This window comes from Pandoraea capi, from assembly GCF_902459735.1.
Taxonomy (GTDB): Bacteria; Pseudomonadota; Gammaproteobacteria; order Burkholderiales; family Burkholderiaceae; genus Pandoraea; species Pandoraea capi.
The window spans coordinates 211577-225748 of sequence record NZ_CABPRV010000008.1 but is presented as its reverse complement, the minus strand read 5'-3'; the positions used below and the strand labels follow the sequence as shown (position 1 = coordinate 225748).

General features: G+C 63.7%; 10 protein-coding genes, 1 tRNA gene and 1 pseudogene. 9 read left to right on the top strand and 3 right to left on the bottom strand.

All coding sequences use genetic code 11. The features are described 5' to 3' along the window. Positions 1-230: 230 nt before the first annotated feature. The 3 genes from PCA20602_RS17315 (at position 231) to PCA20602_RS17305 (ending at position 4115) form a co-directional block, all read left to right on the top strand. Positions 231-1367 (top strand): GNAT family N-acetyltransferase, encoded by a 1137-nt coding sequence (locus tag PCA20602_RS17315; RefSeq protein ID WP_150722276.1) that lies wholly within the window; start codon positions 231-233, stop codon positions 1365-1367. 202 nt (positions 1368-1569) lie between these two features. After that, positions 1570-3669 carry an NAD(+) synthase gene (locus PCA20602_RS17310; RefSeq protein ID WP_150722275.1) on the top strand — a complete coding sequence of 700 codons (2100 nt, stop codon included), beginning with the start codon at positions 1570-1572 and terminating at the stop codon, positions 3667-3669. Positions 3670-3776: 107 nt separating this feature from the next. Continuing rightward, positions 3777-4115, top strand: a complete 339-nt coding sequence (locus PCA20602_RS17305; protein ID WP_010805431.1) for a P-II family nitrogen regulator — start codon at positions 3777-3779, stop codon at positions 4113-4115. Between the two features lie 182 nt (positions 4116-4297). Here the strand turns inward: PCA20602_RS17305 and PCA20602_RS17300 are convergent, their stop codons facing one another. The 3 genes from PCA20602_RS17300 to trxB form a co-directional block, all read right to left on the bottom strand. Further along, positions 4298-4918 carry a trimeric intracellular cation channel family protein gene (locus tag PCA20602_RS17300; RefSeq protein ID WP_425495682.1) on the bottom strand — a complete coding sequence of 207 codons (621 nt, stop codon included), beginning with the start codon at positions 4916-4918 and terminating at the stop codon, positions 4298-4300. 170 nt (positions 4919-5088) lie between these two features. Then, complete coding sequence (locus PCA20602_RS17295; protein ID WP_150722274.1) at positions 5089-5772, bottom strand: Smr/MutS family protein; 684 nt, start codon at positions 5770-5772, stop codon at positions 5089-5091. Between the two features lie 216 nt (positions 5773-5988). Next, positions 5989-6945, bottom strand: coding sequence for a thioredoxin-disulfide reductase (gene trxB / locus PCA20602_RS17290; RefSeq protein ID WP_069342590.1), 957 nt, complete (start codon positions 6943-6945; stop codon positions 5989-5991). 302 nt (positions 6946-7247) lie between these two features. Between trxB and PCA20602_RS17285 the strand changes: the two genes are divergently transcribed. The 6 genes and pseudogenes from PCA20602_RS17285 to PCA20602_RS17260 all read left to right on the top strand — a co-directional run. After that, complete coding sequence (locus tag PCA20602_RS17285) at positions 7248-9569, top strand: DNA translocase FtsK (protein ID WP_069342589.1); 2322 nt, start codon at positions 7248-7250, stop codon at positions 9567-9569. A gap of 5 nt (positions 9570-9574) precedes the next feature. Next, positions 9575-10234: an outer membrane lipoprotein chaperone LolA gene (gene lolA / locus PCA20602_RS17280; protein ID WP_150722273.1), complete on the top strand. Its 660-nt coding sequence runs from the start codon at positions 9575-9577 to the stop codon at positions 10232-10234. Between the two features lie 163 nt (positions 10235-10397). Beyond that, positions 10398-11861, top strand: a complete 1464-nt coding sequence (locus tag PCA20602_RS17275; RefSeq protein WP_150722272.1) for a replication-associated recombination protein A — start codon at positions 10398-10400, stop codon at positions 11859-11861. A gap of 277 nt (positions 11862-12138) precedes the next feature. Further along, positions 12139-13443: a serine--tRNA ligase gene (serS, locus tag PCA20602_RS17270; protein ID WP_150722271.1), complete on the top strand. Its 1305-nt coding sequence runs from the start codon at positions 12139-12141 to the stop codon at positions 13441-13443. Positions 13444-13567: 124 nt separating this feature from the next. Then, positions 13568-13658 (top strand) — tRNA-Ser (locus PCA20602_RS17265). A 52-nt stretch (positions 13659-13710) separates the two neighbouring features. Continuing rightward, positions 13711-14094: pseudogene (locus PCA20602_RS17260) on the top strand (LysR substrate-binding domain-containing protein); the annotation flags it as partial. Positions 14095-14172: the final 78 nt, after the last annotated feature.

The window sequence follows — 14172 nt, the reverse complement described above, 5'->3', positions numbered from 1 at the left end:
TCAGCAAGAAGCCCGGCACTGCCGGGTTTTTTGTTGCCTGCGGCGCAGGCGTCGTCAGGTGGCATTCAGGCGAAATGCGAGGCACCATGCGGGGCAACACGCGCGATGCGAGTGCGGATCGCCTGAAAGCCGCGCCGAGTTCGGCGACAATGGCAGACAGTTCGGGAAATTCACGTCCGCTGCCGGTGGTATTTACGTGCCGGCAGGCTGGATTGCAGACGAGGTGAGCGGTGAGTAGCGAAGTCATCATCCGAGTAGTGCCGTCGCTGGACGAGGTGTCGGCCGAGGCGTGGAATGCGCTCACGGGCGGCAATCCGTTCGTGCAGCACGCGTTTTTACATGCCTTGCACGAAACGGGCTGCGCGTCGAAGCGCACCGGCTGGCAGCCGACGTATCTCCTCATGCATGCCGGTGACGTGCTGGTGGGCGCCATGCCGCTTTACGTCAAATCGCATTCCCGCGGCGAGTATGTCTTCGATCACGCGTGGGCCGATGCGTTTGCGCGTCATGGTCTCGAGTACTACCCGAAGCTGTTGTGCGCGGTGCCGTTCTCTCCGGTGACGGGGCCGCGGCTGCTCGCGCGCACGCATGCCGATCGCGTGGCACTGGCGCGCGGGGCGATTGCTTTTGCGAAGCAGCTCGAACTCTCTTCCCTCCACGTCCTGTTCACGCACGACGACGATCTGGCCGCGCTGACGGAAGCGGGCTACATGCTGCGCGAGGGCGTGCAGTTCCATTGGGAGAATCTGGGCTTCGCCACGTTCGACGACTTCCTCGCGCAGATGAATCAGGAAAAGCGCAAGAAGTTGAAGCAGGACCGGCGACGCGTGCGGGAAGCCGGGGTGACCTATCGCTGGCTGCGCGGTGCCGAGCTTGACGCCGCCGCGCTCGACTTTTTCTACCAGTGCTACGAAAACACCTACCGCGAGCATTGGAACGCTCCGTATCTGACGCGAGACTTCTTCGCGCAGGTGCATGCGGCAATGCCTGACGCCTTGCTGCTCGTGATGGCCGAGCGCGACGGTGCACCGTTGGCGTGCGCGCTCAATGTTGTGAGCGGCGACACGATGTTCGGGCGCTATTGGGGGACCACGGATTTCGTCTCCGGCATGCACTTCGAGACGTGCTACGCGCAGGGCATCGAGTACTGCATTGCGCACGGATTGCGCAGCTTCGAAGGGGGTGCGCAGGGCGTGCACAAGATGTCGCGGGGGCTGCTGCCTACGCCCACATGGTCCGCGCACTGGATTGCCGACGCGCGATTCGCGCAGGCGATCGAGGATTTTCTTGACCGGGAGACGTCCGCGATGGACGAGCACATCGGTGAGCTGGAGGCGCACACGCCGTTCAAGCGCCCCGTCGCATAGGCAGGTTTAAGCTGGTATAGGCAGGCATCTGCCGATACGGGGCCGGGCAAGGGCGGGGCGCGCGTAATATACTGGCGAATCCAATGTCCCTCACGTCTTACACGTCCGCCGCTCGCGCCGGGCGGGCGCGCCGGCCGACCCTTTCGTGGCGGCCCCGCCTGCCGACGCCGCGGCGCACGGGCGATGCCTGATAGCCGTCGACATGACCAACCGATTCCTCAATCTCTACAATCACGATTTCGCGCGTGTGGCCGTCGGTGTGCCGCAATGCCGCGTCGCCGATCCCGCTTTCAACGCTGCGCAGACGATTGCACTGGCCCGACAGGCCGATGCCGAGGGCGCCGTGCTCGTTGCCTTCCCCGAATTGGGGATTCCCGCCTATAGCTGCGAAGACCTGTTCCAGCAACGCGCGCTGCAAGATGCCTGTGACGCCGCGCTGGCCGAGATCGTGACCGCGAGCCGCGAACTCGGGGCGGCGCTGATCGTCGGCATGCCGGTGCGCGTGCAGCAGCGGTTGTTCAATTGCGCGGTCGTCGTGGCGCGTGGCCGTATTCACGGCGTCGTGCCTAAGACGTATCTGCCGAACTACAGCGAGTTCTACGAAGCGCGTCAGTTCAACGCGGCGGACGACGCGGGCGTCGATACCGTGTCGCTGCTGGGCGAAGACGTGCCGTTCGGCTCGCTGATCTTCGAAGCGGCCGATCAGCCGTTGCTGCGCTTTCACTGCGAGATTTGCGAGGACGTGTGGGTGCCGGTGCCGCCGTCGTCCTTCGCGGCGCTGGCCGGGGCGACCGTGCTCGTCAATCTCTCGGCCTCGAACGTGGTCGTCGGCAAGTCGGCCTATCGCCATCAACTGGTCGGTCAGCAGTCGGCGCGCTGCCTCGCCGCGTATCTGTACACGTCCGCCGGGCAGGGCGAGTCGACCACCGATCTCGCCTGGGACGGACAGGCCCTCATCTATGAGAACGGCGACATGCTCGCCGAGTCCGAGCGTTTTGCCAGCGAGTCGCATCTGATTTTCGCGGACGTCGATCTGGAGCGGCTCGCCCGCGAGCGCATGCACCAGACGACGTTCGGCGTGTCGGTGCGGCGTCATGCCGACGAGGTCGCCCGCTTTCGCACGATCAAGGTGGATGTCACGCTGCCGCGCGACACGGAACTGCCGCTCGCGCGCGCCATCGCCCGCTTCCCGTATGTGCCGTCCGACGCGCAGCGTCGTGACGAGCGTTGCCACGAGGTCTACAACATCCAGGTGCAGGCGCTGATGCAGCGTCTGGCGTCGTCGAAGATTCAGAAGGTCGTGATCGGCGTGTCCGGCGGGCTGGACTCGACGCATGCGCTGCTCGTCTGCGCGAAGGTCATGGACCGGCTCGGATTGCCACGCACGAATATTTTGGCGTACACGATGCCGGGGTTCGCCACCAGTGAGCGAACGCTACGTCAGGCGCGTGAGCTGATGGAGGTCGTGGGCTGCACGGCGCGCGAGATCGATATTCGTCCGAGCTGCAGGCAGATGCTGAAGGACCTCGATCATCCGTTCGCGAAGGGCGAGGAAGTCTACGACGTCACGTTCGAGAACGTGCAGGCGGGCGAGCGTACCAACCACCTGTTCCGACTGGCGAATCATCTCGGGGCCATCGTGATCGGCACCGGCGATCTGAGCGAACTGGCGCTGGGCTGGTGCACGTACGGCGTGGGCGATCACATGTCGCACTACAACGTGAACGCCAGCGTGCCCAAGACGCTCATCATGCACCTCGTGCGGTGGGTCGCCGAGACCGGGCAACTGGGCGGTGCGGCGTCGGCGAAGGCTGCCAAGGCGGGCAAGGATAGCGCTGCGCGTCGCAACGTCCTCATCGATATTCTCGAGACGGAAATCAGCCCCGAACTCGTACCCGGCAAGGCCAACGGCGCGCCCGAGCAGCGCACCGAGCATTTCATCGGCCCGTACGAATTGCAGGATTTCAACCTCTACTACACGCTGCGCTTCGGCTACGCGCCGCGCAAGGTGGCGTTCCTTTCGTGGAGCGCATGGCACGATGCTTCTCGCGGGCGTTGGCCGGACGAGGGACATCAGGCGCACAACGCCTACGATCTGGTGGCGATCAAGCGCAATCTGCGCATCTTCTTGGACCGGTTCTTCCGCACCAGCCAGTTCAAGCGTTCGTGTATTCCGAACGCGCCAAAGGTCGGCACGGGCGGCTCGCTCTCGCCGCGCGGCGACTGGCGTGCGCCGAGCGATTCGGAGTCGGTGGTGTGGCTCGCGGATCTGGACACCGTGCCGGACGATCCACACGCGTGAATCCCTGGCGGGACGCTCGCACGCGCTGTCATCGGCGTGCCGTCCCCGGACCGGTACAATAGCCCGGCGAATTCTCAGAACAATCCAACCAAGATATCGAGGCGACAATGAAACGCGTAACTGCCATCATCAAACCCTTCAAGCTCGACGAAGTCCGTGAAGCGCTGGCCGAAGTCGGCGTCACGGGCCTTACGGTCACGGAAGTGAAGGGCTTCGGCCGTCAGAAGGGGCACACCGAGCTGTATCGTGGCGCGGAATACGTCGTCGACTTCCTGCCGAAGATCAAGATCGAAGTCGTGGTGAGCGCAGCGCAGGCCGAGCAGGTCATCGACGCCGTCTTGGGCGCAGCCCGCACCGGCAAGATCGGCGACGGCAAGATTTTCGTAACCGACGTCGAGCGCGTGATTCGTATCCGTACGGGCGAAGAGGGCGAGCAGGCAGTCTGATCGCGGCCCGCGACGCGCCGGGGATGTGCCGGGGCGCAGGGCGGAGCAGGACAAGGAACGACAACGAAGGGCGACGGCTGCGCAAGCGGCGTCGCCCTTCGGCATTTCAGGGCGTATTTCGGCTGACGGGGCTGACGGGGCTGACCGCTACGAAGGCGATGAGAGCGTGACGCCGACCGGCATCAGGACTTGAGCCGGACATCGAACGCGACGGTGAGCAGGCGCACGAAAATCACGCAAAACGCGCTGATCGACAGGGTGTAGACAGGGTCCAGATCCGCGTAAGTGAGCGCGATGTAGATCCATCCCCCGATAAAGGCACACACCGCGTAAGGGCGCGTGTCGCGCAACACCAGCGGCACCTCGTTGCAGAGAATGTCGCGAATCACGCCGCCCCCCACGCCGGTGATCACGCCCATCATCACGGACATGAACGCCGACATGTCCGTCTGTAACGCCAGCGACGTGCCCGAAGCGCTGAAGAACCCCAGCCCGATGGCATCCGTAATGAGTAGCACCCGCTCGGTTGCCACGCGCGACACCAGCTTGAGCACCATGGACGTGGACAGCGAGAGCACGAGGATGATGACCGAGTACCACTGATGCTGGACCCAGTAGAAGGGCCGATGGTCGAGCAGGATGTCGCGCAGCGTGCCGCCGCCGAAGGCCGTCGCAAAGGCCAGCACGAAGGCGCCGACGGGGTCGAGGTGCTGCTTGCGGGCTTCCGCGAAACCGGAGATGGCGCACGACAATACGGCGATGGCCTCCATGATGGCCAGGATCGTATGCAGTTGGGCGCTCATCTCGTTAATCATCGGCAAATCCTGTCAGCGGCGATCAGGGTGATAAACGGGTGACAAACGGCGACAAACGGCGACAAACGGGGGACGCGGAATCCACGTGTGAAGCAGATGAAGCGAATGAAGCAGGCGAGGCGGGTGACACCGTCGAAGCGGAAGATGCGGATGCGGCCTCACTCGCCCGAGCGGGACGCTCTGGACTGCGAAGCCTGGAGCAATGCTACCAGCGCGCCGCCCCCGCCGTCGCGTCCTTGCGCCTGCGCCCACGCCAGCACCTCGTTCTTCTGCGCAAGCCAGCCGCGCACCTTGTCCTTGAGCACCGGTTCGCGATTCACCGAGCCAAGGCCCTTGCCATGAATCACGCGTATGCAACGCAGGCCACGCTTGACGGCGTCGTGCAGGAAGGCCGAGAGCGCTTCACGGGCCTCGTCGCGACGCATGCCGTGCAGATCGATCTGCGCCTGCACGACCCAGTCGCCGCGCTGGAGCTTGAGCACGGCGTCGTGGCTGATGCCGGGACGGCGGTACGACAGCCGGTCATCCGTATCGAGCAGCGCTTCGGGGTCGAATTCGTCGGACAGGGATTCGTGCAGCACGGCCGCTTCGTCTTCCTGCGTCTGACGGGCGACCGGCTCGGGCGGCAGACGCGGGTGTTCGACGCGATTCGCCGAGCCTTTGCCGGTCAGCGGCGCGATGTCGCCGATGCTGTCGCGGAACACGTTGGCGTCGCGTTCGGCTTGTGCGGCACGCTTGGCGGCAGCGACACGTTCGGCTTCGCGGGCGGCGCTCTCCCTGGCAAGCGCGTCGCGCAGGCCGTTGAGATCGCTGAGACTGAGTTTCGGGGGCTTCTTGCTCATGGTCGTGCGAACAAGGTGAGGGGCAGAGCCGATGATAGCGGGACTGGCGGGAGGTGCAAGCCGATCGTATGACGCGACTGGCTCGCAGGCGTCATCGAACGAGGCAGCTGTGCGATTCCCGGACGGCAAGACGGGCGGCAAAACGAGGACGGCGCCCCCGCTGCATGAGAGATCACACAGCGAGGGCGCCGCCGGCAACCGGTGGCGCTGGCGCGCTTACTGGTCGAGGTTCTCGAGGTAGCGCTGGGCGTCGAGTGCGGCCATGCAACCCGTGCCGGCGCTGGTGATGGCCTGACGGTAAATGTGGTCCTGCACGTCGCCGGCGGCGAACACGCCCGGCACGCTGGTGGCCGTGGCGTTGCCGTTCAGGCCGCTGTGCGTGACGATGTAGCCGTTCTTCATTTCGAGCTGGCCGTCGAAGATATCGGTGTTCGGCTTGTGGCCGATGGCGATGAACACGCCGTGCAGCGAGATGTCTTCGTGCGCGCCGGTCTTGGTGTTCTTGATACGAACGCCGGTTACGCCGCTGTCGTCGCCCGTGACTTCGTCGAGCACGCTGTCGTACTTCAGTTCGACCACGCCCTGCTTGGCCTTTTCCAGCAGACGGTCGATCAGGATCGGCTCGGCGCGGAACTTGTCGCGACGGTGGATCACCGTGACCTTGCTGGCGATGTTCGACAGGTAGAGGGCTTCCTCGACGGCCGTGTTGCCGCCGCCGACCACGCAGACTTCCTTGCCACGATAGAAGAACCCGTCGCAGGTGGCGCAGGCCGAGACGCCGCGGCCCGAGAAGGCTTCTTCGGACGGCAGGCCGAGGTACTGGGCCGAGGCGCCGGTTGCGATGATCAGGGCGTCGGCCGTGTACTCGCCGGAGTCGCCGATCAGGCGCAGCGGGCGTTCGTTCAGATGCACCGTATGAATGTGATCGAAAATCATCTCGGTGTTGAAGTGCTCGGCATGGGCCTGCATACGGGCCATCAGCTCGGGGCCTTGCACCCCGGTCGGGTCGCCGGGCCAGTTCTCGACGTCCGTGGTGGTCATCAACTGACCGCCCTGGGCGATGCCCGTGATCAGCACGGGATTGAGGTTGGCGCGTGCGGCGTACACCGCGGCGCTATAGCCGGCGGGGCCGGAACCGAGAATCAGGACTTTGGCGTGCTTGGCAGCAGACATGGACTTGCTCACCGGAAAAAGAAGGGGCTGGCGCCTGACCCTGCACCGATACGGCAGGGGGCAGCGCAAGCCGACATTATAAAGGGCCGCCGTCGTTTCGTTGATCGAGCCTCACAATCGGTGCGATAGCCTGTGGGGCGCACGTGCGCGGGAGCGGGCCGTGGACGGGAGTGCCGGGGACGGCGGAAACACTGGCGTTACCGCTTGTCACCTTTTCATGCGAATACGAATGTAATAGTTGTTTACAATGGAGCCTTGCCGCGCGGCAGGCCGCCCGTCTGCCCGCCCAACCGCATGGCTTGATGACGACGAAATCTTCCTACTCTGCTGGTGCCGGATCGTCGTTGCCCAATCGGGTGACGCACCTTTTCCATGAAATCCGCTGGATGGCGCAGGTCGCGCTGATGGTGTTCCTGTTGATGGCGCTGTTCTCGTACAGCCGCCTGGACCCCAGTTGGACACATGCGGCGCACGTGGAGCGTATCGCCAACTGGGCGGGACGCGTCGGCGCGTGGGTCGCCGACATGCTGCTGCTCATGCTGGGCCTGTCCGCCTACTGGCTGGTGGTGTTCATCGGGCGCCGCGTGGTCTCGGGCTACCGCCGGATTTCCGCCCGCCGTGAAGCGCCCCCGCTGCGCGAGCGTCTTGCCAGCGGCGGCTGGGTCGAGATCGTCTCCTCCCTGATGGTCCTGCTCTCGAGCGCCGGCATCGAATCCCTGCGTCTTTATCGCCTCAAGGCCCAATTACCGCGTGCGTCCGGCGGTGTCATCGGCGAAACCGTCGGCGGCTTCTTCCAGCATGCGCTCGGCTTTACGGGCGGCACGCTGGCGCTGTTGCTGATCTTCGCGTTCGGCCTGTCGCTGCTGTTCCATTTCTCCTGGTTGTCCGCCGCCGAGAAGCTCGGCGCCCTGATTCTCGATACCGGCACCGTCATCCGCCGCCGCCGCGAGGCACGCCAGGACCGGCGTCTGGGCGAAGAGGCAGCCATCGCCCGTGAGGGCGCCGTGGTGCAAAACCGTGTGCGGGCGGAAGTCCACGAGCCGGTGCAGATTGTGCCGCCGGTCAAGGTCGTACCCAAGAGCGAGCGGGTCGAGAAGGAAAAGCAGGCGCCGTTGTTCGCCGATCTGCCCGATTCCATCCTCCCGCCGCTGGCGTTGCTCGACGCCGCGCCGGTGGCGCAGGAAACGGTATCGGGCGAAACGCTGGAATTCACGTCGCGTCTGATTGAGAAGAAGCTCAAGGATTTCGGCGTCGAAGTCAGTGTGGTGGCCGCTTATCCCGGCCCCGTCATTACGCGCTATGAGATCGAACCGGCCACTGGCGTGAAGGGCAGCCAGATCGTGAATCTGGCGAAGGATCTGGCGCGTTCGCTCTCGCTCGTGTCGATCCGCGTGGTCGAAACCATTCCGGGCAAGAATTACATGGGGCTGGAGTTGCCGAATCCGCGTCGTCAGACGGTGCGGATGACGGAAATTCTGGGCTCCGAGGTCTACAACAGTTCGTCGTCGCTGCTCACACTTGCCCTGGGCAAGGACATCGGCGGCAAGCCGGTCGTGGCCGATCTGGCGAAGATGCCTCACCTGCTGGTCGCCGGTACGACCGGTTCGGGCAAGTCGGTCGGCATCAACGCGATGATCCTCTCGCTGCTGTACAAGGCAACGGCCGAGCAGGTCCGCCTGATCCTGATCGATCCGAAGATGCTCGAAATGAGCATGTACGAAGGTATCCAGCATCTGTTGTGCCCGGTGGTGACGGACATGCGTCAGGCCGGCCATGCTCTGAACTGGGTGGTGGCCGAGATGGAGCGCCGCTACAAGCTGATGAGCAAGCTGGGCGTACGCAATCTGGCGGGCTACAACAACAAAATCGACGATGCGGCCAAGCGCGAAGAGCATATTCCGAATCCGTTCTCTCTGACGCCGGACGAGCCGGAGCCGTTGCAGCGTCTGCCGTACATCGTGGTGGTGATCGACGAACTGGCCGATCTCATGATGGTCGTGGGCAAGAAGGTGGAAGAGCTGATCGCCCGGATTGCGCAGAAGGCGCGGGCGGCGGGCATTCACCTGATTCTGGCGACGCAGCGTCCGTCGGTGGACGTCATCACCGGTCTGATCAAGGCGAACGTGCCGACGCGGGTGGCATTCCAGGTGTCGTCGAAGATCGATTCGCGCACGATTCTGGATCAGCAGGGCGCCGAGACGCTGCTCGGCATGGGCGACATGCTCTACATGCCGCCGGGCACCGGGTTGCCGCTGCGGGTTCACGGGGCGTTCGTGGCCGATGACGAAGTGCATCGCGTGGTCGAGCGGCTCAAGGAGCAGGGCGAGGCGAACTACATCGAAGGCATTCTGGACGGCGCGACCGAAGGCGAAGACGGTGGTATCGACGGTGCCGCGGGTGGAACTGGCGAGGGGGGCGGCGAGTCCGATCCTCTGTACGATCAGGCGGTCGCGGTGGTGCTCAAGCAGCGCCGCGCGTCGATCTCGCTGGTGCAGCGGCATTTGCGCATCGGTTACAACCGGGCGGCGCGGCTGCTCGAACAGATGGAACAGTCCGGCGTGGTGTCGGCGATGGCGAGCAACGGCAACCGGGAAATTCTGGTGCCGAATCGCGAGGGAGAATAAGGAAGATGCTGGGATTCAAGCGCAGTTTGCCGCTCATGGCGGGCGCCGTCGGGATGACGCTGGCCATGCTGGTCGCCCCGGCCTACGCCAGTGGGACGGCGCAACTCAAGGCGTTCGCGGAGCAGGTCAAGTCGGCGCGTGGCGACTTCGAGCAGAAGCAGGTGAAGCAGCAACAGGGTCAGCAGGACGGCACGTTGAAGGTGACGAACACGGCGTCCGGCACGTTCGAGTTTTCGCGCCCCGGCCGCTTCGTCTGGCATTACAGCAAGCCGTACGATCAGTTGTTGCAGGCCGACGGCAAGACGCTGTACGTCTACGACAAGGACTTGAATCAGGTCACCGAGCGCGCGCTGGGTAACTCGCTGGGCGCCAGTCCGGCGGCGATTCTGTTCGGCAGCAACGACATCGAAAAGAGCTTTACGCTCAAGGACGCGGGCGTGAAGAACGGTATCGACTGGGTGGAACTGCGTCCGAAGGCGCAGGACACGCAGTTCCAGCGCGTGGGCATTGGTTTTCGCGATGGCAATCTGGCTGCGATGGAGTTGTACGACGCATTTGGCAACGTGACGCTGCTCACGTTCAGCAACATGCAGAAGAACCCGTCGCTGCCGGCCGACAACTTCAAATTCACGGTGCCCAAGGGCGCCGACGTGATCAAGGGCTGAACGTGCGCAGACGCTCGTGTGCCTTCTCTGTCCGCGCCTGCCCTCTGACGTGCGCTGACGTGCACTGAACGCGTTACGGGCGAGCCGGCCATCGGGCTGGCATAATGGGACATCTGATTATCTGACTGCGGCCGGGGACTCCCCGGCCGCGCTGCTTGAGAACATGCCAAACGACGCCCCTTTGTCGGCTTCGGTGCCTTTGGCCGAGCGCCTTCGCCCCCATACCATCGACGACGTGATTGGCCAGCGCCACCTGCTGGGCAAGGGAAAGCCTTTGCGCGTGGCGTTCGAGGCCGGCCGTCCGCACTCGATGATTCTGTGGGGCCCGCCGGGCGTGGGCAAGACGACCCTGGCGCGCCTGATGGCAGATGCCTTCAAGGCATATTTCATTGCGCTCTCGGCGGTGCTCTCCGGCGTGAAGGACATTCGCGACGCGGTCGAAGCGGCGCAGATCCAGCGCGCGCAGGGCAAGCAGACGGTAGTGTTCGTCGACGAGGTCCATCGATTCAATAAGGCGCAGCAGGATGCCTTCCTGCCGCACGTCGAATCCGGACTTTTCATCTTTGTCGGCGCGACAACCGAGAATCCGTCGTTCGAAGTGAACGGCGCATTGCTCTCGCGCGCGGCGGTGTACGTGCTCAAGAGCCTGAACGACGAAGAGCTGGGCGAGATGGTCACGCGCGCCGCGCATGAGCTCGACGACATCGGCTTCACGGACGAAGCGCGTCAGGGGCTGATCGACTCGGCCGACGGCGACGGACGTAAATTGCTGAACAACGTCGAAATCGTGGCGCAGGCGGCAGTATCGCAGGGCCAGGAGACGATCGACGAGGCGCTGCTCGCCAGCGTGCTTGCCGAGAATCTGCGCCGGTTCGACAAGGGCGGCGACGCCTTCTACGATCAGATCAGCGCCCTCCACAAGTCGGTGCGCGGCAGTTCGCCGGACGGCGCGCTGTACTGGTTCTGCCGCATGCTCGATGGCGGCGCGGATCCCCGGTATCTCTCGCGCCGGATCGTGCGCATGGCGTGGGAGGACATCGGTCTGGCCGATCCGCGCGCCGCGCGCATCGCGCTCGATGCCGCGGAGACCTACGAGCGTCTCGGCACGCCCGAAGGGGAGTTGGCGTTGGCGCAGGCGGTGCTGTATCTGGCGAGCGCGCCGAAGTCGAATGCCGGGTACAACGCCTACAATCAGGCGCGCGCGTTCGTCGGCAAGGACAAATCGCGCGCGGTACCGATTCATCTGCGTAATGCGCCGACGAAGCTGATGAAGGAACTGGGATACGGCCACGAGTACCGGTATGCCCACGATGAGCCGGACGCCTACGCGGCTGGCGAAACGTATTTCCCCGACGATCTGCGTGCGCAGAGCTGGTATCGTCCGGTGCCGCGCGGGCTGGAGGGGAAAATCGGCGAGAAGCTCAACTGGCTGAAGTCGCTCGACGCGGAATGGCGTCGCGCCAATTCCAAGGGACGTAAAGCTTCCAATGCGGCATCCGATGCCCCGGCGAAAGCACCGGCGGCGGGGAGCGGATCTTCCGCATCGTCTTCATCGTCCCCATCTTCTCCACCGTCCGCATCCGGAAAAGCCTCTCCTGACGCGACTGCTGACGACGACGCCAGTTAAGCCGTAGACGCCGTAGCAATGGCGTCGACCGTGGTTTGGCCGATGACGTCGAGGGAGAACCGATGACAGCGCGCGTCCGGCGTCGTCCCCTCGGAAATCCGGCAATTACGCGTTTCTGGCGAGGGGAGAGATGCTAAATCGCGTCATCGTGCTGCGCGTTTGGTAAAATCCCGCCATTGCCGTTGTACGACGAAATGTTGACTGGGATTGCCCAGGCAACGGCCAACACCCAATTCAAGGCTCACCGACGTGAGCCACTCACAAAAGATTTCCCACCATGCTCGACATTCAACTTCTTCGTAAGGATCTCGACGGCGTTGCAGCGCGACTCAAGGCGCGCGGCTACTCGCTCGACGTGGCGGCGTTCGCGGCGCTCGAAGCGGAGCGCAAGCAGATTCAGACGCAAACCGAGGAGCTTCAGGCGCGTCGTAACGCGTTGTCGAAGCAGGTCGGCATGAAGAAGGGCAAGGGCGAGGACGCCTCGGCCGAGATCGCCGAAGTCGGCGGCATTGCGGACACGCTCAAGTCGTCGTCGGTGCGTCTGGAAGAGATTCAGACGCGTCTGTCGGACTTGCTGCTTGGCGTGCCTAACCTGCCGCACGAGAGCGTGCCGGTCGGCTCGGACGAAACGCAGAACGTGGAAGTGCGTCGCTGGGGCACGCCGCGCGAGTTCGATTTCACGCCACGCGATCACGTCGATCTGGGCGCTGCACTGGGGCTGGATTTTGATGCTGCGGCGAAGCTTGCCGGCGCGCGCTTTTCGGTGATGAAGGGCGGGATTGCGCGTCTGCATCGTGCGTTGGCGCAGTTCATGCTCGACACGCACACGAGCGAGCACGGCTATACGGAAACGTATGTGCCGTACATCGTGAATGCGGCGTCGATGCGCGGCACGGGCCAGTTGCCGAAGTTCGAGGACGACCTGTTCAAGGTGCCGCGTAAAGTCGGCGGGGACGAGGGCGAGCGCATCGAGAACTTCTACCTGATTCCGACGGCGGAAGTGTCGCTCACGAATCTGGTGCGTGACGAGTTGCTGTCGAACGATGCGTTGCCGATGAAGATGGTGGCGCACACGCCGTGCTTCCGTTCGGAAGCGGGCAGCTACGGCAAGGACACGCGCGGCATGATTCGTCAGCATCAGTTTGACAAGGTCGAGTTGGTGCATGTGGTGCGCCCGGAAGAGTCGTACGACGCGCTGGAGGCGCTCGTCGGCCACGCCGAGACGATTCTCCAGAAGCTGGGCCTGCCGTATCGCACACTGGTGCTGTGCACGGGCGACATGGGCTTTGGCAGCGCGAAGACGTACGACATGGAAGTGTGGATTCCGGCACAGAACACGTATCGCGAGATCTCGTCGTGTTCGAACATGGAGAGCTTCCAGGCACGTCGGATGCAGGCGCGTTTCCGCAATGCGCAGGGCAAGCCGGAGCTGGTGCACACGCTGAACGGTTCGGGGTTGGCGGTGGGACGTGCGCTCGTGGCCGTTCTGGAGAACTATCAGAATGCGGACGGTTCGGTAACGGTGCCCGACGTGCTGCGTCCGTACATGGGCGGCATCGAGCGTCTGACACCGGCGGCCTGAGTCGGGCCGCGCGACGAAGTAAAAAACTTCGAAAAAAGAGTTGCTCGAAAAAGAAATTCGGCTATAATCTCTTTCTCGCTGCTTGAGGCCACTCAGGCAGCGAACCAAAGCAGCAAGAATGCTTGGAGAGGTGGCAGAGTGGTCGAATGCGCCGGACTCGAAATCCGGTATACGGTTATACCGTATCGTGGGTTCGAATCCCACCCTCTCCGCCAAGCAAACGATTAAGCCCTTGAGTTTCAAGGGCTTTTTTGTTTTCTGCGCCAACTGGATCGACGCGGCCGCCCCAAACATCCGAAAGAACTCCTGGATCACGCCTGCATCCGTGGCCGTTTCAGCAGCGGAACCATCTACCCATGGGAATTTGAGCGCAATGGCAAGGTGATCGCGGTCGATCCCGATGGCCCGCGCATCGTCCATGTAGGCGGTGCTGTGGATCTGGCTGTCGAAGCGGCGGTCGCCGGAACTGGCGTTATCAATCTATTTGAGGATTGGTTGCGCCCTCATTTCACGACCGGTGCGCTTGAACCGATTCTGGAATCGTGGTGGCAATCCTTCTCCGGGCCATTTCTCTATTACTCGGGGCGGCAACTGGTGCCGGCGCCACTCAAGGCGTTTATCGACTTCGTTCGGACTGTGCCGTCCCAATGAGTCCGCCGCAAATCGTGCCGCCGCCGGCTTTGGGTTAGCGGCTCAATTTTCCCTAAGAAAACTACATGGATTCCTTAA

Coding starts and splice junctions, on each gene's coding strand:
- PCA20602_RS17295 (WP_150722274.1), bottom strand. CDS start 5,772: ATGAGCAAGAAGCCCCCGAAACTCAGTCTCAGCGATCTCAACGGCCTG.
- PCA20602_RS17275 (WP_150722272.1), top strand. CDS start 10,398: ATGCCAAACGACGCCCCTTTGTCGGCTTCGGTGCCTTTGGCCGAGCGC.
- PCA20602_RS17285 (WP_069342589.1), top strand. CDS start 7,248: ATGACGACGAAATCTTCCTACTCTGCTGGTGCCGGATCGTCGTTGCCC.
- PCA20602_RS17300 (WP_425495682.1), bottom strand. CDS start 4,918: ATGAGCGCCCAACTGCATACGATCCTGGCCATCATGGAGGCCATCGCC.
- PCA20602_RS17310 (WP_150722275.1), top strand. CDS start 1,570: ATGACCAACCGATTCCTCAATCTCTACAATCACGATTTCGCGCGTGTG.
- trxB (WP_069342590.1), bottom strand. CDS start 6,945: ATGTCTGCTGCCAAGCACGCCAAAGTCCTGATTCTCGGTTCCGGCCCC.
- PCA20602_RS17305 (WP_010805431.1), top strand. CDS start 3,777: ATGAAACGCGTAACTGCCATCATCAAACCCTTCAAGCTCGACGAAGTC.
- lolA (WP_150722273.1), top strand. CDS start 9,575: ATGCTGGGATTCAAGCGCAGTTTGCCGCTCATGGCGGGCGCCGTCGGG.
- serS (WP_150722271.1), top strand. CDS start 12,139: ATGCTCGACATTCAACTTCTTCGTAAGGATCTCGACGGCGTTGCAGCG.